Here is a 21,004-nt window from a genome sequence, read left to right as displayed (position 1 = left end):
CAAGTGGCTGAACCAAAATCCCCGCCCGTCTGTCCGGTGTCAATGCTTGGGGCAGAAATTGGCCCAGCCACTTGACCACCTGGCCGCCGGGCCACTCATCTGCGGTGTTAGGCTCCGGGCCAGGAAATCCAGGGGGCTGAGGGGACCGCATGACCGACGACGCGCTGCGACCGATGACCCGCCCGCGCCTGTACGAGCAGGTTCTGGACCGGTTGCGTGCGTACGCCGTCGATCACGAACTGAGCGCCGGGGACCGCCTCCCGCCCGAGCGCGAACTCGCCCAGCGGCTGGGGGTGAGCCGCTCTTCCGTCAAGCAGGCCGTGGTCGTCCTGGAGGTGCAGGGGCTCGTCGAGACACGTCACGGCGGCGGCACCTACCTAGTGCGCGACACCCTCGACGCCGAGCCCGTCGAACGGCTCGTGGAGCGCCGGCGGCGCCTGCCGGACGTGCTCGAGGCACGCGAGGCACTGGAGACCAAGCTCGCAGAACTGGCCGCGGAGCGCCGCACCGACGAGGACCTCGAAGCGATGCGCACCGCCCTGCGTGCCATGGAGTCGGACATCTCGACGGGAGGCCACGGCGTGGACGGCGACCGCCGGTTCCACGCGGCCGTCACCGCCGCCGGACACAGCACACTGCTCGCGGAGTTCATGGGCTCGATCTCCGAACCGGTCGCCGAGAGCCGCAACGAATCGCTGCGCCAGCCCGGCCGGCCCACACGCTCACTGGAGCAGCACGCGCGCATCCTCGCCGCCATCGAGCGCGGCGACCCGAAGGCCGCGGCGGCGGCGATGCGCCGTCACGTGCGCACGGTCGCCAAGGTCCGCCTTCTGGAGTGGAATCCGGACGAGGCGGGCAAGGGCGAGCCGGACCGGGACTGACGCCGTTCGATTCGCACGAGGCCCGCACGGCACCTCGACGCGCCTCACCTCCGCACGCCTCACGGCACCAACTGCAGCCGCCCGGTGGCACCTTCCGTCGGGCTGCGGATCAATCAGCCCAGCAGCGCCGGCAGCGTCCGCTCCACCCAGCGCGTCTCCCGCTCGTAGGCGTGCGCCAGCCGCAGCAGCCCGAAGTCGCCGCCGTGCCTGCCGATGAGCTGGACGCCCATCGGCAGCCCGTCCGCACCGAACCCGGCGGGCATGGCGATCGCGGGCACCCCGGCGAGCGTCCAGGGCACCACGGTCTCCATCCACCGGTGGTAGGTGTCCATCCGCCGACCGCCGACCCGCTCGGGCCAGTGGACTTCCTTGTCGAACGGGAACACCTGCGCGGCCGGGGCGAGGATGTAGTCGTGGCCCGCGAGGAACTCGGTCAGCGCCGCGAACCACCGGTCCCGCGAGTCGGCCGCGGCGGCGACGTCGAGGACACCGAGCTCCAGCGCGCGTTCGATCTCCCAGACCGCCTCCGGCTTCATGCGCCCGCGGGTCTCCGGGTTCCCGTACAAGCTGTGCCGCTCGAGGTTCGCGAGCCCGCGCCAGGTCAGGAACGCGCGCCAGATCTCCTCCAGCGGGAAGTCGGGCCGAGCCTCGGTGACTTCGCACCCCAGGGCCTCGAAGGCGGCGAAGGACGAGCGGCACACCTCCAGCACGCCGGGCTCCGTCGCCAGCCGGCCGCCCCAGTCGCCGACCCAGGCGATGCGGGCGCCGCGGAAGTCGCCGCCTTCGAGGCTCTCCCGGAACCGTCCGCCTTCCTCGGCGCCGCCCAGGGGGGCGCCCTCGTCGGGCCCCGCCATGACGGACAGCAGCCACGCCAGGTCCGTGGCCGTACGCGCCATGGGCCCGGCGGTGCTCAGCTGCGTGGAGAAGCCGGGCGAGGGCACCAGGCCCCAACTCGGGCGCATGCCCAGCACGTTGTTGAAGGCCGCGGGATTGCGCAGCGACCCCATGTAGTCGCTTCCGTCCGCCACCGGCAGCATCCGCAGCGCGAGCGCCGACGCCGCACCGCCGCTGCTGCCGCCTGCCGTGCGGGAGGGGTCGTAGGCGTTGCCCGTCGTCCCCCAGACGCTGTTGTACGTATGCGAACCCAGCCCGAATTCGGGGGTGTTCGTCTTGCCGATCACCACGGCGCCCGCAGACTTGATGCGCTTCACGAACAGCGCGTCCTGCTGCGCCACGCGGTCCTTGTGCACGGGTGAACCCTCGGTCCAGGGCAGCCCGTCGGCCTCGGTCAGATCCTTCACGGCGTGCGGGAACCCGTGCATCCAGCCCAGGTGCCGGCCCTGCCGCAGCTGCTCGTCGCGCTCACGCGCCTGCCGCAGGGAGATCTCCGGGTCCTGCGTGGCGACGATGGCGTTGACGTGCGGATTGACCGTGCCGATGTGCTCCAGGTACGCCTCCATGACCTCGACGCACGAGACATCGCGGTCCGCGATGGCACGGGACAGCTCGATCGCGTCCCACGAAACGATCTCCTTCACGTGGCTCCCCTCCCTCCTCTTCGCCGTCCCTGCCGGTCCTCCCGGTGCTCACCGAGCGCGGTGCCGCACGCGGCCCGCTCCCCCGCCGCAGCGCCTAACGGATCACCCGCCCCCGCAGCACCACGTGGCGCGGATCGGTCAGCACCCCTACGTCGGCACGCGGGTCCTCGGCGAAGACCAGCAGGTCCGCCGGCGCGCCCTCCTCCAGCCCCGGCCGTCCGAGCCAGCGGCGCGCGCCCCAGGTGGCCGCCGAGATCGCGTCCGCGGGCGGAATCCCGGCCGTGACCAGCTCCGCGACCTCGACGGGGACGAGCCCGTGCGCCAGGGAGCCCCCGGCGTCCGTGCCCGTGTATACGGGGATACCCGCGTCGAAGGCGGCGCGCACCGTCTCGTAGCGGCGCTCGTAGAGCCGCACCATGTGCTCCGACCAGCGCGGATACTTGGTGCCGCCCTCCGCCAGCTGCGGGAACGTCGCGGTGTTGACGAGCGTGGGGACGATCGCGACACCTCGCTCGGCGAACAGCGGGATCGTCTCCTCGGTGAGTCCGGTGGCGTGCTCGATGCAGTCGATGCCGGCCTCGACCAGGTCACGGAGCGAGTTCTCGGCGAAGCAGTGCGCGGTGACGCGGGCCCCCTCCTCGTGTGCGGCGGCGATGGCCTCCTCCAGCGCCCAGCGGGGCCAGCAGGGAGCCAGATCGCCCTCGCCGCGGTCGATCCAGTCGCCCACGAGCTTCACCCAGCCGTCGCCGCGCCGGGCCTCGAGCCGGACGTATGCCGCCAGGTCGCCGGGCTCGATCTCATGGGCGTAGTTGCGGATGTAGCGCTTGGTACGGGCGATGTGGCGCCCGGCGCGGATGATGCGCGGCAGGTCCTCGCGGTCGTCGATCCACCGGGTGTCGGACGGCGAGCCCGCGTCGCGGAGCATCAGGGCCCCGGCTTCGCGCTCGGTCAGGGCCTGCTTCTCGGTGGTGGACTCGTCCACCGGGCCCTGCTGGTCGAGGCCGACGTGGCAGTGCGCGTCGACGAGTCCGGGAAGCACCCAGCCCTCGGCCCTGACGGTGTCGCGGTCGCTGCCGGCGGGGCGCTCGTAGGTGACGTGCCCGTCCACCACCCACAGCTCGTCCCGTATGTCCTCGGGCCCTGCCAGTACGCGTCCCTTGATGTGGAGATTGCCGCGGTCGCTCATGCCCGCACCCTATGAGCCCGCACCGGTGTTCCTGCACCCGCCCGGCACGGGCGCTACGGTGGCAGGCATGCACACGCTGGTCATTCCCGCGAGTCCGGGAAGAAAAGATGCGACATCCGAGCCGTTGCGGGAGAATGCATTTCCGCATCTATAATGAGCGTAGCTTCCCGTATTCTTCTTCCCGCTTTCCGTTTCTTTAAACGCCAGGATTTTTCACAGGGTTATCGAGGCGGAATTCGCCCAGGGTTCAAGGTCGTTACGGCAATGTGACGGACTCCACAGGCGGCCTGGTTGGCCCTGGAAAATGCGGAAATATCAGGGCGAACCCCTACCCCTGACTCACGTGTGCGCCTGCGCGCGATAACACACGACCCCCCTCTTGTGTAACCCCACCCCGCCGTGCGTTTTCGGATTCTGCTGGGTAAATTTAATACCCATGACCGCCGCGCAAGCAGACCGTGCACGTGCCCACAGTGATTTCCGGGAAATGCCGGAGGGGCTGACGTTGGACGCTCCGCAGCTCGAGGACGGAGCGGCGCTCTGGCGCATCGCCCGCGACTCGCGGACGCTCGACCTCAACTCCTCCTACAGCTACCTCCTGTGGTGTCGCGACTTCGCCGCCACCTCCGTGGTGGCCCGTGACGAGGGCGGTGAGCCGGTCGGATTCATCACCGGCTACGTGCGCCCCGCACGCCCGAGGACACTGGTCGTCTGGCAGGTGGCCGTCGACGAGGCGGCGCGCGGCCGGGGACTGGCGGCGGCGATGCTCGACGGGCTGACCGCCCGTACGGCCCGGGAACTGGGGATCGACGGGATCGAGACCACCGTCACCCCCGACAACGCTCCCTCGAACCGCCTCTTCACCTCCTTCGCGGAGCGCCACGGCGCGGCGACGGAGAAGGAGGTGCTCTTCGATGCCGGAGTGTTCCCCGAGAGCGGCCACGAGCCCGAAGTCCTCTACCGGATCGGCCCGGTGGCGTCCCTGAAGGACAGGGCTCCACTGACCGTGCACTGAGACTGCCGCGTTCCGCCGGCGCTTCGTGCCCCACATCTCCGAACCGTCAGCGATCCCCGCAGTCCCGCGATCCGATCCGCATCCCGACCACTTCGACCGCATGTAACTCACTCCCAGGAGCACGCCGTGACCATCATCCAGCCCGACCTCAGTGTCTTCGAGACCGTCGAGTCGGAAGTCCGCAGCTACTGCCGTGGCTGGCCCACGATCTTCGACCGGGCCCAGGGCTCACACATGTACGACGAGGACGGTCATACGTACCTGGACTTCTTCGCCGGAGCCGGCACGCTCAACTACGGCCACAACAACCCCGTGCTCAAACGGGCCCTGCTGGACTACCTGGAGCGTGACGGGGTCGTCCACGGGCTCGACATGAGCACCACGGCCAAGCGTGCCTTCCTGGAGACCTTCAAGGAGAAGATCCTCGAGCCCCGCGGCCTGAACCACAAGGTCATGTTCCCGGGCCCGACGGGCACCAACGCCGTCGAGGCGGCGCTGAAGCTGGCCCGCAAGGTCAAGGAGCGCGAGTCCATCGTCTCTTTCACCAACGCCTTCCACGGCATGTCGCTGGGCTCGCTCGCCGTCACCGGCAACGCCTTCAAGCGCGCCGGTGCGGGCATCCCGCTCGTGCACGGCACGCCGATGCCGTTCGACGACTACCTGGGCGGCACCACGGAGGACTTCGTCTGGTTCGAGCGGCTGCTCGAGGACCAGGGATCCGGCCTCAACAAGCCGGCGGCCGTGATCGTGGAGACCGTGCAGGGCGAGGGCGGCATCAACGTCGCGCGCGCCGAGTGGCTGCGTGACCTCTCCGACCTGTGCGAGCGCCACGACATGCTGCTCATCGTCGACGACATCCAGATGGGCTGCGGCCGCACCGGCGCCTTCTTCTCCTTCGAGGAGGCGGGCATCAAGCCGGACATCATCACGCTGTCCAAGTCCATCGGCGGCTACGGACTGCCGCTGGCTCTCACGCTGTTCAAGCCCGAGCTGGACATCTGGGAGCCGGGCGAGCACAACGGCACCTTCCGCGGCAACAACCCGGCGTTCGTCACGGCCACGGCCGCGTTCGAGACGTACTGGACCGACGACCAGACGGAGAAGCAGACTCTCTCCCGTGGTGAGCAGGTCGAGGCGGTTTTGCGCGCCATCTCCGAGGAACACAGCGAGGATGTCGCAGACTTCCGCGGGCGCGGTCTGGTGTGGGGACTGGAGTTCCACGACAAGGACCGTGCCGACGCCGTCGCCAAGCGGTGCTTCGAGCTCGGGTTGCTCATCGAGACCTCGGGGCCCCAGAGCGAGGTCGTGAAGCTGCTGCCTGCTCTCACGATCACGGCCGAGGAGCTCGACGAAGGGCTCCGCGTGCTGGCCCGAGCGGTGCGCGAGACCGCGTAACTGATCCGCTCACGGCCCGCCCCGGTTGCGTCCGGGGCGGGCCGACCCCGTAATGAATAGAGAAAGGTACGCCACAACGTGATTGTTCGTTCTTTCAAGGACATCGAGGACACCGACCGTCACATCAAATCCGCATCCGGTACCTGGGAAAGCAAGCGGATCGTGCTGGCGAAGGAGCGTGCCGGCTTCTCCCTTCACGAGACCGTGCTGTACGCGGGGACGGAGACATCGATGTGGTACGCAAACCACATCGAAGCCGTACTCTGCGTCGAGGGCGAGTCCGAACTCACCAACGATGAGACCGGCGAGAAGCATCTGATCACTCCCGGCACCATGTATCTGCTCGACGGGCACGAGAAGCACACAATGCGGCCCATTACGGACTTCCGGTGCATTTGTGTCTTCAATCCGCCCGTGACGGGCCGGGAGGATCACGACGAGAACGGCGTCTACCCGCTTCTCACCGAGCCTGACGACTGAGCCGAGAGCTCGGCCTGCACAGGCCAGTACGGCGGCTTCTGCCGTCCGCGGCTACGGCCGCTCGCCCACCGAACAGGGCCGTACGAGAGGAGAGGAAGGCAACACCATGACCACCGCACCCGAGCGCACCGCCGACCTGTACCCGACTCGCGGAGCCACCGAGGTGGCCACCCCACGGATGGACCCCGTCGTGTGGTCGGAGCCGGGTACGCCGGGGCCCATCGAGGCCGCGGTTCTGGCGGAATACGAGCGGGACGGGTTCCTTGCGATCGACCAGCTCATCACCCCTGATGAGGTCGACATGTACAGCAGGGAACTGGAACGGCTCACCACGGATGCGGAGATCCGTGCCGACGAGCGCTCGATCATCGAGCCGCAGTCGGACGAGATCCGGACCGTGTTCGAGGTGCACAAGATCAGCGAGGTCTTCGCCGACCTGGTGCGGGACCCGCGCGTAGTGGGCCGGGCGCGACAGATCCTGGGCTCGGACGTCTACGTCCACCAGTCCAGGATCAACGTCAAGCCGGGCTTCGGTGCCACTGGCTTCTACTGGCACTCCGACTTCGAGACCTGGCACGCGGAGGACGGGCTTCCGGCGATGCGGACCGTCTCGGTCTCGATCGCGCTGACCCGGAACTACGACACCAACGGCGGCCTGATGATCATGCCGGGGTCACACAAGACCTTCCTCGGTTGTGCGGGCGAGACGCCGAAGGACAACTACAAGCAGTCGCTGCAGATGCAGGACGCGGGCACTCCGTCCGACGAATCACTGGCCAAGTTCGCCGACGCGCACGGCATCAAGCTCTTCACGGGCGAGGCCGGCTCGGCGACCTGGTTCGACTGCAACTGCATGCACGGGAGCGGTGACAACATCACTCCGTACCCGCGGAGCAACGTGTTCATCGTCTTCAACAGCGTGGAGAACAAGGCCGTGGAGCCCTTCGCGGCACCGGTCCGCCGTCCCGAATTCATCGGAGCGCGCGACTTCACCCCGGTGAGGTGACGCGTTACGCGGCGCACTGAGCCCGGTGGATGAGGGGGGAGACCGCATGACGGCCTCCCCCCTTTTCCGTCCGGGCGCTTTCTGCTGCGATCTCCCTGCACAGTCCGGGAGTCCGACCGAGGGAGAGTCCGCGCGCATGGCCAGCACCGCCGCCGCCTACCAGTCCGACGAGGGCGGCCCGCTCGACGTCGACCGCGCCTTCTACGACAGGGTCGCCGCCGGCCCCCGGGAACCTGTCGAACGCTTCACCGTGCCCATACGCTCAGGCCGCGCGTGGGAGGTGCCCGCAGGGCATCTGTGCCGCCTGGTGACGGTCGACGGCCCCCAGGTCGCGGACCTGAACGTGTGGAACCGGCACGATCCGCGCGAGCGCCTGTGGGCCTCCCGTACACGGCAGTTGCAGCGCGCACACGTGAGCGTGTACGACCGGCTGTGGTCCACGCTGCCGTTCCTGCGTCCCCTGCTGACCGTCACCGCGGACACGCTGGCCTCCTACGGGCGTGACGCCGAGGGCGGCAGGGTGCACGACCTGCTGGGCACGCGCTGCGACCCGTACGTCAACCGCATGCTGACCGGCGAGGACTTCGACTTCCACTGCCACTCGAACCTGGTGCGGGCCGTACTGCCGTACGGGCTCACCGAGTTCGACGTGCACGACGTGCTGAACGTCTTCCAGTGCACCGGGCTCAACGAGGACGACCAGTACTTCATGAAGGACTGCCCGGCGCGCCCCGGCGACCACTTCGAGTTCTTCGCCGAGATCGACCTGCTGTGCGCGATCTCGACATGTCCGGGCGGCGATCTGTCCGTGCCGATGTGGGGGCCCGGTTCGGACGTGGACCCCGTGGAGTTCTGCCATCCCGTCGGCGTGGAGGTCCACCGCGCCGACCCCGCCCTGCTGACGGACTGGGCACCACCGGAGCCGGCCGCGTACCGCGGCATGCACGGCATGGCCTTCCCCCTGGCCCCCGGGGGGCGCTCCTGAACGCCTGAGCCGCCGCCCCCCCCTGAGTCCGGGCCCTGAACTCCGCTGGTTCTCCTCGGAGTTGAGGGCGCTCCGCCGGACTCAGGGACGCACGGCTGCCGTTCAGTTCTCCCTGCGGCCATCCACCCGGCGCGGCAGACCCAGTGGGTTCGCATCACGCAGCTCGGGCGGCAGCAGCGCCTCGGGCGCGTCCTGGTAAGCGACGGGGCGCAGCCAGCGCTCGATGGCCGTGGCGCCGACGGACGTCGAGGTCGACGTCGTGGCCGGGTACGGCCCGCCGTGGTGCTGCGCGGGGGCGACGGCGACGCCGGTGGGCCAGCCGTTGACGAGAACGCGGCCGGCCAGCGGCGTCAGCGTGGCGAGCAGCCGCGCTCCCTGGCCGCCGTCTCCCGCCGCTTCGGCGGCGCCGAGGTGCAGCGTGGCGGTGAGGTTGCCGGGCAGCCTCGAGAGAGCCGAGACGACCTCGTCGTCGTCCTGGTAGCGCGCCACGACGGTGACGGGGCCGAAGCACTCCTCCAGGAGCAGTTCGTACTGCGGCTGTCCGAGCTTCTCCGCCGGGACCGTGAGGAAGCCGGCGCCGACCGACTGCTCGTCGTCACCCGCACCGGCGAGCACGGGCGCCTCCACTCCTTCCAGCTCCGTGCGTGCCCCGACCCCCGCGAGGAACGCCTCCCGCATCCTGCTGTCCAGCAGCGGTCCCTGCGCGGCCTTGCTCACCGCGACCCGCAGCGCCTCCAGCATGCGGTCGCCTGCCTCGCCCTGGGGTGCGAGCACGAAGCCCGGCTTGGTGCAGAACTGGCCGGTGCCCATCGTCATCGACCCGGCGAGCCCCTCACCGATCTCCTCCGCGCGCTCGGCGGCGGCGGCGCCGGTGACGACGACAGGGTTGAGGGACCCGAGTTCGCCGTGGAAGGGAATGGGCGTGGGCCGGGCGGTGGCGGCGTCGAACAGGGCGCGCCCGCCCCGTACGGAGCCGGTGAAGCCGACGGCCGAGACCAGCGGGTGCTTGACCAGTTCCACGCCGGCGTCGAAGCCGTGCACGACGCTCAACACCTCTTCCGGCAGGCCCACTTCGGCGGCGGCGCGGCGCAGCGCGGCGCCCGTCAGCTCGGACGTCGCCGGGTGGTCCGGGTGCGCCTTGACCACGACGGGGCAGCCCGCCGCGAGTGCGCTCGCGGTGTCGCCGCCGGGCACGGAGAAGGCCAGCGGGAAGTTGGACGCGGCGTAGACGGCCACGACACCGAGCGGAATCTTGTAGCGGCGCAGGTCGGGGCACGGCGGCGTCGCGTCGGCGTCCTTGTGGTTGATGGTGATGCCGAGGTACGCGCCGTCCTCGATCTCGTCGGCGAAGGCGCGCAGTTGGGCCTGGGTTCGGGCCAGCTCGCCGGTCAGCCGCGGGCGTCCCAGGGCGGTCTCGGCGTCCGCGGTGACGATGATCTCCTCGCTCGCCGCGTCGAGCTGTCCGGCGGCTGCCCGGAGCAGGGCGGCGCGCACGGTCCGGTCGGCGAGCGGCTCCCTGGCGGCGTGAGCGGCCCTGACGGCCGCGTCCACCTCACCGGCCGTGGCCTCGGTGCCGACCTGTTCACGCTGCTTTCCGGTCCGGGGATCGACACTCCACACTGGTGCTGCTGCCACAGCGGTTCCTCCTGCCACGTACTTGTCTCCGCAGAGACGGCGTTCGATATGCTGAACACCATCCCTGTCAGTGAACCTGCCGGGGAGCCTATGAGCGCCGCAACAGAGGGGTCAAGGACGATGTCAGCTGGCGAGACGGGTGCATCGCAGGTCAAGTCCGCCGTGCGCACTGTGGAGCTGCTCGAGTACTTCGCGGGTCGGCCCGGGATGCACTCCCTCGCCGATGTCCAAGAGGCGGTGGGGTACCCCAAGTCCAGTCTCTACATGCTGCTTCGCACCCTCGTCGATCTGGGCTGGGTGGAGACGGACTCCACCGGCACACGCTACGGCATCGGCGTTCGCGCCCTCCTGGTCGGCACCTCGTACATCGACGGCGACGAGGCGGTGGCGGCGGCCCGGCCCACCCTCGACCGGCTCTCCGACGACACCACGGAGACCATTCATATGGCGCGGCTGGACGGCACGAACGTCGTCTACCTCGCCACCCGCCAGTCGCAGCACTATCTGCGTCCGTTCACGCGCGTCGGGCGGCGGCTGCCGGCGCACTCGACGTCCCTGGGCAAGGCGCTGCTCGCGACGTACGACGACGAGCAGGTGCGCAAGATGCTGCCGGAGACGCTTCCCTCGCTCACCGGGAACACCCTCACCGACCGCGAGGCGCTGATCGAGGAGCTGGCCCTGGTGCGCGAGCAGGGCTACGCCGTCGACCGCGAGGAGAACACTCTCGGGCTGCGCTGCTTCGGCGTCGCGATCCCCTACCGGACGCCCGCGCGGGACGCCATCAGCTGCTCGGTCCCGGTGGCCAGGCTCACGCCCGCGCACGAGCAGATGATCAAGGACGCGCTCTTCGACGCCCGCGACCGGCTGACGCTCGCCACCCGCAGGCTGTAGAGCCGGGCCGCGGCGCGGGCCCCGGGACGAGGACGCCCGCGCCGCGCGGCGGAGGGCGCTGACGATCGTGGTGGACGCCTCGTCGTCGTGCTCGTTCTCGCCCTCACCCGCCCATGGGGACGGCCGTGATCGCCGCCTACGAGCCGGGCTTCGTCACCCCCGGCGGGCGTTGACCCGGGCAACTCACAGGGCAGGGAGTCTGCTCCGGCTCCGGCTCCGGGATGGCGATGCCGGGGCGGGCGGCGCGTATGTGCAGTGCCTCCGGCCCGGGGGCCTGTCCGCGAACCCCGGTGAGAGCTTGCGACGGCTACCGTTGCCTCATGGCTGAGTTGCTGCACATCACGGAGCGTTCCTCGTGGGAGGCCGCACGCGCGGCCGGCACGTACGAGATGTCCACGCGTGGCCGCACCCTCGAAGAGGTCGGCTTCATCCACTGCTCGCTGCGGCATCAACTGCCGCAGGTCGCAAAGATGTTGTACAGCGACTGCGATCCTGCGGAGCTGGTGGTGCTCGTCATCGACAGCGAGCGCATCACCGCCCCGGTGCGCTACGAGCCGCCCGAGCCGGGAGTTCCCTGTGCGGACGACAAGGACGCCGGAGCAGGCACGGTCGAGGAATTCCCGCACATCTACGGGCCGTTGCCTGTCTCGGCGGTCGTCGCGGAGGAGCCGGCCGGTTGATCGGCTCGCACCCGGCCTTCAGGCTCTGATGTCGTGAGGCAGTTCCCCGTCGCAAGGAGAGAGCCGTGGCCGTCAGCGGATGCGTCTTCTGTGCCATTGTGCGAGGCCAGGCCGAGGCCAGTACCGTCCACGAGGACGACTCGGTGGTCGCCTTCATGGACCTGCGGCCCGTCACCCCTGGTCATCTGCTTGTCGTCCCCAAGGCACACGCGGTGGGCCTGGAAGACCTCGAAGAGGCTCTCGGCGCCCGGCTGTGGACCGTGGCCCAGCGACTGGCTCGCGCGCTACGCCGCTCTCCCCTTCGGTGTGATGGCGTCAACCTCTTCCTGGCCGACGGCGAGGCCGCCTTCCAAGAGGTCTTTCACGTGCACCTGCACGTCGTTCCCCGCTTCGTGGGGGACGGCTTCCGGATCGACGCGAACTGGCAGGTGCGGGAGCGCGGTGAGCTCGACAAGAGCGCGGCCGCCGTCCGCTGCGGCCTCTTGGCACTCACCTCTCGTCAGAGCTGATCGAGATCACGCCGGTCGTTCTCAGCTTCACCGAAGAGCGGATGTCTCAAGGGCGTTCGCAGCATCCGCGGACGAGCGAGCCCGTACGGCCGCGGCGCACCGGCGCCCCTCCACGCCGTGCGGCGGCGCGGCCGTACGGGCCGTGGCCGGCCCGGTGGGGCCGGCCCGTCAGGAGGCCGCGGCTCACGCCGCTCCCGCTGCCCCCTTCTGAACGGGCTGCACCGCACACTGGTCGGAGAATCCCTGGCCGACGAGGCCGAGGGCGGCGTTGATGCGCGAGCGGTGGTTCTCGACCGCGACCATCGCGGTCAGCTCGATGAATGCCCTCTCCCCCAGCTTGCCGATCAGCGCCTCGGTCATGGCGTCGGTCACCGTCGGCTCGGTCTCCGTCATCGCCTCGGCGAACTCCATGACCAGCAGCTCCAGTTCGCTGAAGCGCTCGCGGTGCTCACGCCAGACCGGCACGTACCGGATCTTCTCCATCGGCATGCCCAGGTCGTCGGCCAGCCAGTGCCCGAAGTCCATGCACCAGGAGCAGCCGATGCGGGACGCGGTGACCATCTCGGCGAGGTGCTTGAGCCCCGGGTCGAGGTCGCGCCACTTTGCGACGCGGGATTCGTACAGGGCGACGGCGCCGAGCACCTTCGGGTTGTGTCCGGTGGCCCTGAGCGGGTCCATGATCTTTCCGTACTTGCGGCGCGAGTACCACTCGGCGATGCGCAGCATGGTGCCGCGCGGCGGATCGAGCGAGATGCGTGCCATGGCTGTCGCTCCTTCGTCCCTTGGTTCGCGGTGTCTGTGCCCGGACCGTGGCTCCGGCCCGGCTGACACCTCTACGACGGGACAGGGCGTGCGGATGTGACACGCGCCGGTGGGTCACCCGGGCGGGTGGCCCTCACGGAGTGCGCGCAGCGCCTCCTTCACGACGGCGAGGTCGGAATCCGGAGCCAGGCCGGCGTGGTAGAGCCGCAGCTCGTCGGCCCCCAGGCCGCGGGCGTGCGCGGCGTCGGCGGCGAGACCGTTCGGGGAGCCGCCCATGCCGGACACCACGGTGAAGTTCGCGGCGACCGTGAACGGAGCGGTCCGCCCGCCACGGTTGCCGGGACCGGTGGAGCTGTTGCATGCGGCACCGGCGGCGGCGAACGGCCCGACGGCAGCGGCGCGTTCGGCGGCGGCCGGTTCGGCGGAGCCGCCCGCGCAGGGAACCACCACTCCGTCGACGTCCTCCACGGCGTCCGCCGGGGCCATGCCCGCGTTCGCGCCGAGGCGGTGCGGGGCCGGATCGGCGTGCAGCATCACCCGGAAGTCCGCTCCCGCCCGCGCGCCGGCCTCCGCCTCCTCCCGTACCGCGGCGACGGCCTCCTTGCGCAGCCTCCGCGCGGCTGAGTCGCGCCACGAGGCGCACAGCGCCGCCATGTCCGGCCCGAGCAGCTCGCGCACCCGGTCCCGCTCCCCCTCCCGGTCCTGCTCCGCCCCCGCAGACGCCGCCTCCGGTCCGGCGCCGCTCCAGAGGTGTTCCAGGGCGCCGCGCACACGCGAGCGCAGCTCTTCGGGATCGGCGCCGAGCGCTGCGTATCCGTCCCGGCACACCTCGCAGAAGCACAGCGACATCAGGTACTGGCCGGCGCCGCTCAGCCGGACTCCCCCTGTCTTGTCGTGCGCGTGCAGATGCGCCAGCCCGTACCAGCCGCACGACTCCAGCTCCGTACCCGCGGTGTGGGGCCGCACCGCGGCCTCGGCGGCCAGGGTGACCGCGTATTCGCGCACCTCCGGGCGGGCGATGCAGGGCGCCCACGGGTAGCGGTCGCCGTAGGCGTTGCGGACGGTGATGTCCCGGTGCTCCTCGCCGAGGCGGGAGTTGTGGGCCATCACGACCCAGGAGTGCACCTCCAGCCCTGCCTCGCTCAGCACACGCGCCGCCTCCCCGTACGGGCCGCCCGGGTCGCCGGTGTCCACCCAGCCCTGCTCGTACGGGCGCAGCCGGCGGCCGCTCCAGCGGTCCGGCGCGGGCGGATAGAGCACCGCGGAGTGCCGTGCCGTGACGATCCGGTGGCGCGGATGGCTCGGCGTCAGCGCGCGCACGGAGTGGTAGGCGGAGGCGAGGGTGACCTGGCGGACGCCGAGGCCGGCGAGGCGCCGCGGCGCGTCGGGGTCGCCCACGACGTCCCAGGGGTAGACGAACGCGCCCGCCCGCATCAGCGGCGCCCGTCGCCCTCGCGCGCCGGCGCCCCGCCGCCGGAACCGCCGCCGGAGCTGTCGCCGGACACCAACGCGAGCCCGCGCTCGATCAGTTCGGCCAGCTCGTCGACATGAGCCGCGGATGGTTCCGAAAGCGGCGGGCGCACCTGGCCCACGTCCAGGCCGCGCAGCCTCACGCCTGCCTTCACCAGCGAGACGGCGTAGCCGCGGCCGCGGTCACGCAGCTCGACGAGGGGACGGAAGAAGTCGTCGAGCAGACGGTTCACGCGGGAGTCGTCGCCGGTCGTGAGGGCACGGTGGAAGTCGAGGGCGATCTCGGGGGCGAAGCAGAAGACCGCCGACGAGTAGAGGGTCACCCCGAGGCTCCGGTAGGCGAGGCCCGTCTGCTCGGCGGTGGGCAGTCCGTTGAAGTAGCGGAACCTGCCGGCGACTTCGGCCGGCACCTCGCTGCGGACCGTGCTGATGATGCGCTGCAGCAGGTCCAGGTCGCCATGGCCGTCCTTGAGCCCGATGATGCCGGGGGTGCGCGCGAGCTGCGCGACGGTGGACGGGGTGAACACGGCGTTGTCGCGCTGGTAGACGATGACGTCCAGACCGGTGGCGGATGCCAGCGCCGTGTAGTGCTTCAGCAGGCCCTCCTGCGAGGGAACGACGAGGTAGGGCGGCATCGCCAGCAGACCGTCCGCCCCGGCCTCCTCGGCCAGCGACGCGAACTGGCAGGCGAGCGCCGTGCCGTAGCCCGCGCCGGCGACGACCGGCACCTCGCCGCGCGCCTCTTCGACGGCGACCGCGACGCACTCGCGGAACTCCTGCGGAGTCAGCGCGTGGAACTCGCCGGTGCCGCAGCAGGCGAACACGGCGCCCGCGCCAGCGTCCAGGCCCCCGCGCACGTGCGAGCGGAACGCGTCCAAGTCGAGCGCGCCGTCCCGCCCGTAGGCGGTGACCGGGAAGAAGAGCAGCCCGTCGAGTCGCGCGGCCAGCGAGCCGGGCTCACGCGCGGAGGCTCCCGATGAGGAGGAGGCCGAGGACGAGGAGGGTGTGGTCATTGCGCGCTCCTGCTCAGGGCGGTACGGAGGCCGGACGGGCAGCGTGCTGCCGCAATCCGGCCTCAGTACACGTTTCTGATCTGCGTCTATATCTCTGAACTCAAGAACCGTAGGTCAGCCCGCGCGCCCCGGTCAAGCACGGCGATCACCGGAGACAATGCGAAGCAGCGACATTCGGAGACCACGAGGACCGGCCACCCGATCCTTGACGGCCCCGCCACCCCATCCATAGCTTGTCCCCATATATGAATCACGTCTATGGACGGAGATCTGCCGATGCCCGCCCCCCGCACCGTCCTGCTCACCGGCGCCGCAGGCGGCCTCGGCACCCTGATGCGCGGACTGCTCCCCCGGTACGGATACCGGCTGCGCCTGTTCGATCTGCGTCCCGTCGAGGGTGAGCCCGACGCCGTCACCGCCGACCTCACCGACGCGGCCGCACTGCGCGAAGCCGTGCGCGGTATCGACGCGATCGTGCACCTCGCGGGAATCTCACTGGAGGCGCCGTTCGAGAAGATCCTCCACTCCAACATCGAGGGCACGTACCGGCTCTACGAGGCCGCACGCGAGGAGGGCGTCTCCCGCGTCGTCTTCGCCTCCTCCAACCACGCCGTCGGATTCACCCCGCGTCCGGCCGACGGCGGCCCCCTCATCCCGGTGGACACCCCGCACCGTCCCGACACCTATTACGGGCTCTCCAAGTCCTTCGGGGAGGACCTCGCGCAGCTCTACTGGGACCTGCACTCCATCGAGACCGTCTCCGTGCGCATCGGGTCCTGCTTCCCCGAACCGACCTCCGTGCGGATGCTCTCGCTGTGGCTCAGCCCTGCCGACGGGGCCCGTCTCTTCCATGCCGCGCTGACGGCGAAGGACGTCGGCCACACCGTCGTCTACGGCTCGTCCGCCAACACCCGCCTGTGGTGGGACCTTTCGAGTGCCCGGGCGCTCGGGTACAAGCCGCAGGACGACTCCGAGCCGTACGCGGCCGAACTCATCGCAAAGCAGGGACAACCGGACCGGGAGCACCCCGAACACGCCCGTCTCGGAGGGCACTTCTGCACGCAGCCGCCCATCTGGCCGCACTGACGCGGAAGTCTGAGGGCATGATGGACGCGAACCGATCACGCAAGGTCGCTCACGGGGAGGGCCCACATGAACTTCATCGCAGACACCGATCCCGAATCCGCGCTCTCGGGACTCGTGGACTCGGGGCTGCTCAGCTGGCTGATCCTCGGTCTGATCGCGGGCACCATCGCCAAGGTCATCCTCCCCGGACGTGATCCGGGTGGCCTGCTCGGCACCATCTTCATCGGCATCGCCGGTGCGTTCATCGGCGGCTGGCTCTCCTCCACGTTCCTCGACCGCTCGGTCGACCACGACTTCGTGGATCCGGCGCTGTGGCTCTCGGCCATCGCCGGATCCCTGGTCCTCCTGATCGGGTACCGGATCTTCTTCGGCCACTCCCGGGAACGCCGGCGCTGAGGAACGCGGGGCGCGCCGTGGGATGCCGCCCCGCGTCCGGCTGCCGCCGGGTCACGTGCCTGGCATTCAGACGCCCCAGCCCTTCCCCGTACGGTCCTCGAACACATTCGTCCTGGGGGGCAGTACGGGTATGTAGCCGGAGTCGAGGAGCCGGGGAAGACAGTCGCGCAGCGAGGCGACGGTCTGCGAGCGGTTCCCGCCGCCGTCGTGCAGGAGCACGATCGACCCGGGCCGTACGGACTTCATGACGGTCGAGGTGATCTTCCGCGTGCCTGGTTCCTCCCAGTCGCACGTGTCGACCGACCAGCCGAGCGGGCTCATACCGAGTGAGGCCGATATCCCGAGGGCCCGGCGGTTCCAGGCGCCGAAGGGGGCGCGCGCCAGCGCGGGTGCCGTACCGACCGCCTCGTCGATGACGTCGCAGGTACGGGCGAGTTGTTCGTGTATCTCGGTGGGGCGCATCCGCGTCAGCTGCGGGTGGCTCCAGGAGTGGTTCGCTATCAGGTGGCCGCCGTCGGCTATGGCGTTCAGCAGCCAGGTGCTGGCCGCCGCCTCCCTGCCTATGACACAGAAGGTGGCCTGCACGCCCCAGCGTCGCAGCACCTCCAGCACCTGCGGCGTGTACTCGGGATCGGGGCCGTCGTCGAAGGTGAGGGCTATCTCGCGTTCCTCGGAGTCCAGCCTGTAGGCGACGGAGGTGCTTCCCCGGGCTTGGGGGTGGACCTGCCCCGCCTCCGGCCGCAGCCGGTAGGACTGCGGCTGCGTCACGGCCCGCTGCTGGCGGAGCGGGTGCGGGGCGGCGCCCTTCGCATCGGCGCCGGAGGCCCCGGAGGAACCGGATCCTCCCGCTGCGGCCTGGGCGCGGTTCGCGACACAGGCACCGGCTATGAGCATCCCGCCGAGGAAGACACGTCTGCTCTTCCTTCTCGTGCGTGCTTCAGAAGTCATGCGGGACGTACTGCCACGCCACGGAGTAGTCACACCTATCCGGACAGTGACACCACTCGTATGCCCCACACGGCCTCCACCTGCGGCCCAGCCCCGTCTGCTAATGGGCCGGCGCCGGGGCGCACCCCTCCCGCTTCAGCGCCGCGCGGGCCATCGAGCGGGCGCGGGCCACGGGCTCCGCCACGACGTGCAGCCCGTTCAGGACCGTCGCGCCCTCGTGCAGCAGGATCAGCTCCTCGGCGAGCCGGTCCGGCTTCCGGGCACCGGCCTCCACCGCCAACTCCCGCAGGTAGGCGCACAACCAGCGCTTCTGCTCGCTGATCACCGCGCGGCCCGGGTGCTGCGGATCGGGCAGCTCGGCCGCCGCGTTGACGAAGCCGCAGCCGCGCGGGTTCTCGCGCCGCATCCACTCCTCCAGGGCGTCGAAAGTGACGAGGATCCGCTCGGACGCACTCGCCTCGGCCTTCGCGGCGACCCGCCCGGCGAGCCAGCCCCGCCACCGCTCGTCGCGCTCCCGCAGATACGCCTCGACGAGGGCCTCCTTGGAGCCGAAGCGGTCGTAGAGCGTCTTCTTGGTGACACCGGCCTCCTTGGCGATCAGATCGACCCCGACGGCCGTGATGCCGCGCGAGTAGAACAGCCGCGCCGCCGCCTGAAGGATCTTCCGGGCGCCGGGCGTGAGACCGGTCCGCACCCGCGTCGCCTCCGTCATCGCTCCCGCCTCCTCCTCTTGCGGTAAACCGATCGGTCTAGTTCACTCTATACCCGGAGAGGTAAACAGATCGGTTTACTTCGCTTGATCGTGAAGGCCACGGCACCGAGGGAGCAGGGAGCGAATCCATGCCGACGACCATGCGCACGCACCTCGTCGCGACGGGGCTCGTCGTGATGTGGAGTTCGGGATTCATAGGCGCGGAACTCGGCACGCGGGAGGCACCGGCCGACACCCTGCTGATGTGGCGGTTCCTCGCCGCCGCAGCGCTGCTCGCCATCGCCGCGCCCGTGCTGCGCCGCCGGCGGAGCGGCGGGCAAGGGGCTGAGCGGAACGGATCCGAGGGACCGGACGGAACAGGGGGCGGCGGCCGGCTCCCGCTGCGCGCGCTGGCGGAGCAGTCCTTGATCGGCCTGCTCTCCCAGGGTGTGTACCTCGGCGCGATCGTCTGGGCGGTGGGCCTGGGCGTGCCCGCCGGAACGTCCGCGCTCATCGCCGCCCTCCAGCCGCTCGCCGCCGGGGCACTCGCGGGCCGGCTGCTCGGGGAGACGGTCACCGGCCGCCAGTGGGCGGGGCTCGTGCTCGGCCTCGCGGGGGTCGCCGCCGTCGTACGGGACGATCTCGGCTCGCCCTCCGCCGCGCCGGGCCCCGCCTATCTGCTCCCGTTCGCGGGGATGGCCGGCCTGCTGGCCGCGAGCTTCCTGGAACGCCGCACGCGCCACCCGGTCGGTGCCGCCGACGCGCTTCCGATCCACTGCGCGGTGAGCGCGGCGGTCTTCACGGGGCTCGCCGCTCTCGCCGGCGAGGGGCACCTGGTTCCGCCGCTGACCTCGGCGTTCTGGCTGGCCGTGGCCTGGGTGGTGGTGTTCTCCACGCTCGGCGGCTACGGCTTCTACTGGCTGAGCCTGCGGCACAGCGGCGTCACCCGTACGAGTGCGCTGATCTACCTCACGCCCGCAACGACGGTCGTGTGGGCCTACGCGATGTTCGGCGAGGCACCGGGCGGTTTCGCGGTCGCGGGGATGGCCGTTGCGCTGGCCGGGGTTGTCGTTGCAGTGCGCTCGCCCGCTCCGCGACGGTCCGGCTCCGCGCGGAACACGCTCGGCCGGCCGAGTTCGCGGGAGCCGGCGTCCGCGGCGCCGGAGTCAGAGCGACGTCCGGCAAAGGAACTGCAAAGCACGGCCGCTCGTTACGACCGGCATGACGGCAATGACTCCCGGCTCGAACCTCCCGCTCAGCACGGCCCAGGTGGCGGTGGAGGTGACCGCACCGTCCCGCCTGGACGTCTCAGGACTGCTCCTCGGCGAGAACGGAAAGGTCCGCTCCGACGACGACTTCGTCTTCTACAACCAGCCGACCGCCCCCGGCGTGACACACAGCAGCGGAGCGGCTGACACCATCACCGTCGACACCGCCAAGGTGCCGGCCGATGTGCAGAAGGTCGTGGTCACAGCGAGCCCCGACGCTCCCGGCGCGTCCTTCGCGGGCATGGAGCCGACCGCCACCGTCCGGGACGCCTCCACGCGGGAAGTGATCGCCACGTTCACCCCACCGTCGCTCGGCAACGAGACGGCGCTCGTCGTGGTCGAGGTCTACCGCCGCGGCAACGACTGGAAGGTGCGCGCGGTCGGCCAGGGCTACGCCAACGGGCTGGGCGGCATCGCGACCGACTTCGGTGTCAACGTCGAGGAGCCCGCCGCGCCGGTCGCCACCCCGGCACCCGCGCCCACCCCCCAGGCGCCTCCGCCCCCCGCTGCCCCGCAGGCGGTCCAGGCTCCCCCGCCCACTCCCGCGGCACCCGCCGCCCCGGCGGCCGGCGCGGGCAAGATCAACCTCGACAAGGGCAAGGTCAGCCTCCAGAAGAACCAGACGGTCTCGCTCACCAAGGGCGGCCGTCCCATGCTCAGCAGCGTCCGCATGGGCCTCGGCTGGGAGCCCGTCTTCCGCGCGGGGCGCCGGGCCAAGGAGATCGACCTGGACGCCTCCGTGATCGCCTACGACGCCAACCGCAAGAAGCTCGACGCCTGTTACTTCGGCAAGCTCGCAATCCTCAACGGAGTCGTGCAGCACTCCGGCGACAACCTCACGGGAGAGGGCGGCGGCGACGACGAATCCATCACCGTCCATCTCGGGGATCTGCCGCCGCAGGTCACCGGCCTGGTCTTCACGGTCAACTCCTTCTCGGGGCAGAAGTTCACAGAGGTGGCCAAGGCCTACTGCCGCCTCGTCGACGCCGCCTCCGGCCAGGAGCTGGTCCGCTTCGACCTCAGCAACGCCGAGCCGCGCACCGGCGTGCTGATGTGCAAGCTCGTACGGCAGTTCTCGGGCGAGTGGGACATGACGGCGCTCGGCGAGTACGTCGACTCCCGCACGGTCCGCGGCATGGTCAAGCCGGCTGCCGCCGCGCTCTGAGCCT

The 21,004-nt window shown here is 70.5% G+C and carries 21 protein-coding genes; 13 read left to right on the top strand and 8 right to left on the bottom strand.

What is annotated here, in order from left to right:
- The first annotated feature begins 149 nt into the window (after positions 1–149).
- Positions 150–881: a FadR/GntR family transcriptional regulator gene (locus G4Z16_RS27270; RefSeq protein ID WP_197353274.1), complete on the top strand. Its 732-nt coding sequence runs from the start codon at positions 150–152 to the stop codon at positions 879–881.
- 113 nt (positions 882–994) lie between these two features.
- Here G4Z16_RS27270 and G4Z16_RS27265 read toward each other — a convergent pair whose 3' ends face one another.
- Together G4Z16_RS27265 and G4Z16_RS27260 are read right to left on the bottom strand one after the other, a co-directional pair.
- Entirely contained in the window at positions 995–2,419 is a 1,425-nt protein-coding gene (locus tag G4Z16_RS27265; protein WP_197353273.1) for an amidase, read from the bottom strand.
- Between the two features lie 94 nt (positions 2,420–2,513).
- The gene (locus tag G4Z16_RS27260; RefSeq protein ID WP_197353272.1) at positions 2,514–3,605 is read right to left on the bottom strand and encodes an amidohydrolase family protein; all 1,092 of its coding nucleotides are present in this window, start codon (positions 3,603–3,605) and stop codon (positions 2,514–2,516) included.
- Between the two features lie 436 nt (positions 3,606–4,041).
- Between G4Z16_RS27260 and ectA the strand changes: the two genes are divergently transcribed.
- From ectA to G4Z16_RS27235, 5 genes are all read left to right on the top strand, one after another.
- Complete coding sequence (gene ectA / locus G4Z16_RS27255; protein ID WP_197353271.1) at positions 4,042–4,620, top strand: diaminobutyrate acetyltransferase; 579 nt, start codon at positions 4,042–4,044, stop codon at positions 4,618–4,620.
- A 126-nt stretch (positions 4,621–4,746) separates the two neighbouring features.
- A complete protein-coding gene (gene ectB / locus G4Z16_RS27250; protein WP_197353270.1) occupies positions 4,747–6,015 on the top strand; it encodes a diaminobutyrate--2-oxoglutarate transaminase in 1,269 nt (422 codons plus the stop codon).
- Between the two features lie 78 nt (positions 6,016–6,093).
- Complete coding sequence (locus G4Z16_RS27245) at positions 6,094–6,495, top strand: ectoine synthase (RefSeq protein ID WP_197353269.1); 402 nt, start codon at positions 6,094–6,096, stop codon at positions 6,493–6,495.
- A 106-nt stretch (positions 6,496–6,601) separates the two neighbouring features.
- Positions 6,602–7,501, top strand: a complete 900-nt coding sequence (thpD, locus tag G4Z16_RS27240; RefSeq protein ID WP_197353268.1) for an ectoine hydroxylase — start codon at positions 6,602–6,604, stop codon at positions 7,499–7,501.
- A 136-nt stretch (positions 7,502–7,637) separates the two neighbouring features.
- Complete coding sequence (locus G4Z16_RS27235; RefSeq protein ID WP_197353267.1) at positions 7,638–8,486, top strand: urea carboxylase-associated family protein; 849 nt, start codon at positions 7,638–7,640, stop codon at positions 8,484–8,486.
- A 102-nt stretch (positions 8,487–8,588) separates the two neighbouring features.
- Here G4Z16_RS27235 and G4Z16_RS27230 read toward each other — a convergent pair whose 3' ends face one another.
- Complete coding sequence (locus tag G4Z16_RS27230; protein WP_197353266.1) at positions 8,589–10,121, bottom strand: aldehyde dehydrogenase (NADP(+)); 1,533 nt, start codon at positions 10,119–10,121, stop codon at positions 8,589–8,591.
- Positions 10,122–10,241: 120 nt separating this feature from the next.
- Here G4Z16_RS27230 and G4Z16_RS27225 point away from each other — a divergent pair, with 120 nt between their 5' ends.
- The 3 genes from G4Z16_RS27225 to G4Z16_RS27215 all read left to right on the top strand — a co-directional run bounded on the left by G4Z16_RS27225 (position 10,242) and on the right by G4Z16_RS27215 (position 12,201).
- Positions 10,242–11,012, top strand: coding sequence for an IclR family transcriptional regulator (locus G4Z16_RS27225; RefSeq protein WP_028435560.1), 771 nt, complete (start codon positions 10,242–10,244; stop codon positions 11,010–11,012).
- A 320-nt stretch (positions 11,013–11,332) separates the two neighbouring features.
- Positions 11,333–11,692 carry a DUF952 domain-containing protein gene (locus G4Z16_RS27220; protein ID WP_197353265.1) on the top strand — a complete coding sequence of 120 codons (360 nt, stop codon included), beginning with the start codon at positions 11,333–11,335 and terminating at the stop codon, positions 11,690–11,692.
- 65 nt (positions 11,693–11,757) lie between these two features.
- Complete coding sequence (locus tag G4Z16_RS27215) at positions 11,758–12,201, top strand: HIT family protein (RefSeq protein WP_197353264.1); 444 nt, start codon at positions 11,758–11,760, stop codon at positions 12,199–12,201.
- Between the two features lie 183 nt (positions 12,202–12,384).
- On the opposite strand, the gene G4Z16_RS27210 is transcribed toward G4Z16_RS27215, so the two are convergent.
- The 3 genes from G4Z16_RS27210 to G4Z16_RS27200 form a co-directional block, all read right to left on the bottom strand.
- Positions 12,385–12,963, bottom strand: a complete 579-nt coding sequence (locus tag G4Z16_RS27210; protein ID WP_197353263.1) for a carboxymuconolactone decarboxylase family protein — start codon at positions 12,961–12,963, stop codon at positions 12,385–12,387.
- A gap of 114 nt (positions 12,964–13,077) precedes the next feature.
- Positions 13,078–14,397: a hypothetical protein gene (locus G4Z16_RS27205; protein ID WP_197353262.1), complete on the bottom strand. Its 1,320-nt coding sequence runs from the start codon at positions 14,395–14,397 to the stop codon at positions 13,078–13,080.
- Positions 14,397–15,446, bottom strand: coding sequence for a 5-dehydro-4-deoxyglucarate dehydratase (locus G4Z16_RS27200; protein WP_197353261.1), 1,050 nt, complete (start codon positions 15,444–15,446; stop codon positions 14,397–14,399). The genes G4Z16_RS27205 and G4Z16_RS27200 overlap by 1 nt, the downstream gene beginning before the upstream one ends.
- A gap of 276 nt (positions 15,447–15,722) precedes the next feature.
- Between G4Z16_RS27200 and G4Z16_RS27195 the strand changes: the two genes are divergently transcribed.
- Positions 15,723–16,532 carry an NAD-dependent epimerase/dehydratase family protein gene (locus G4Z16_RS27195; RefSeq protein WP_197353260.1) on the top strand — a complete coding sequence of 270 codons (810 nt, stop codon included), beginning with the start codon at positions 15,723–15,725 and terminating at the stop codon, positions 16,530–16,532.
- 66 nt (positions 16,533–16,598) lie between these two features.
- A complete protein-coding gene (locus G4Z16_RS27190; protein WP_197353259.1) occupies positions 16,599–16,928 on the top strand; it encodes a GlsB/YeaQ/YmgE family stress response membrane protein in 330 nt (109 codons plus the stop codon).
- Positions 16,929–16,994: 66 nt separating this feature from the next.
- Here G4Z16_RS27190 and G4Z16_RS27185 read toward each other — a convergent pair whose 3' ends face one another.
- The gene (locus G4Z16_RS27185) at positions 16,995–17,876 is read right to left on the bottom strand and encodes a polysaccharide deacetylase family protein (RefSeq protein WP_197353258.1); all 882 of its coding nucleotides are present in this window, start codon (positions 17,874–17,876) and stop codon (positions 16,995–16,997) included.
- Between the two features lie 100 nt (positions 17,877–17,976).
- A complete protein-coding gene (locus G4Z16_RS27180; RefSeq protein ID WP_197353257.1) occupies positions 17,977–18,588 on the bottom strand; it encodes a TetR/AcrR family transcriptional regulator in 612 nt (203 codons plus the stop codon).
- 128 nt (positions 18,589–18,716) lie between these two features.
- Here G4Z16_RS27180 and G4Z16_RS27175 point away from each other — a divergent pair, with 128 nt between their 5' ends.
- Complete coding sequence (locus tag G4Z16_RS27175) at positions 18,717–19,982, top strand: DMT family transporter (protein WP_246531095.1); 1,266 nt, start codon at positions 18,717–18,719, stop codon at positions 19,980–19,982.
- Entirely contained in the window at positions 19,867–21,000 is a 1,134-nt protein-coding gene (locus G4Z16_RS27170; protein WP_246531381.1) for a TerD family protein, read from the top strand. Before G4Z16_RS27175 ends, G4Z16_RS27170 begins: the two co-directional genes overlap by 116 nt.
- Positions 21,001–21,004: the final 4 nt, after the last annotated feature.

Origin of the sequence: Streptomyces bathyalis, from assembly GCF_015910445.1 — a bacterium.
In the GTDB taxonomy this organism is placed as follows: Bacteria; Actinomycetota; Actinomycetes; order Streptomycetales; family Streptomycetaceae; genus Streptomyces; species Streptomyces bathyalis.
The sequence above is the reverse complement of the archived record's forward strand: the minus strand, read 5'-3'. Positions and strand labels throughout refer to the sequence as shown.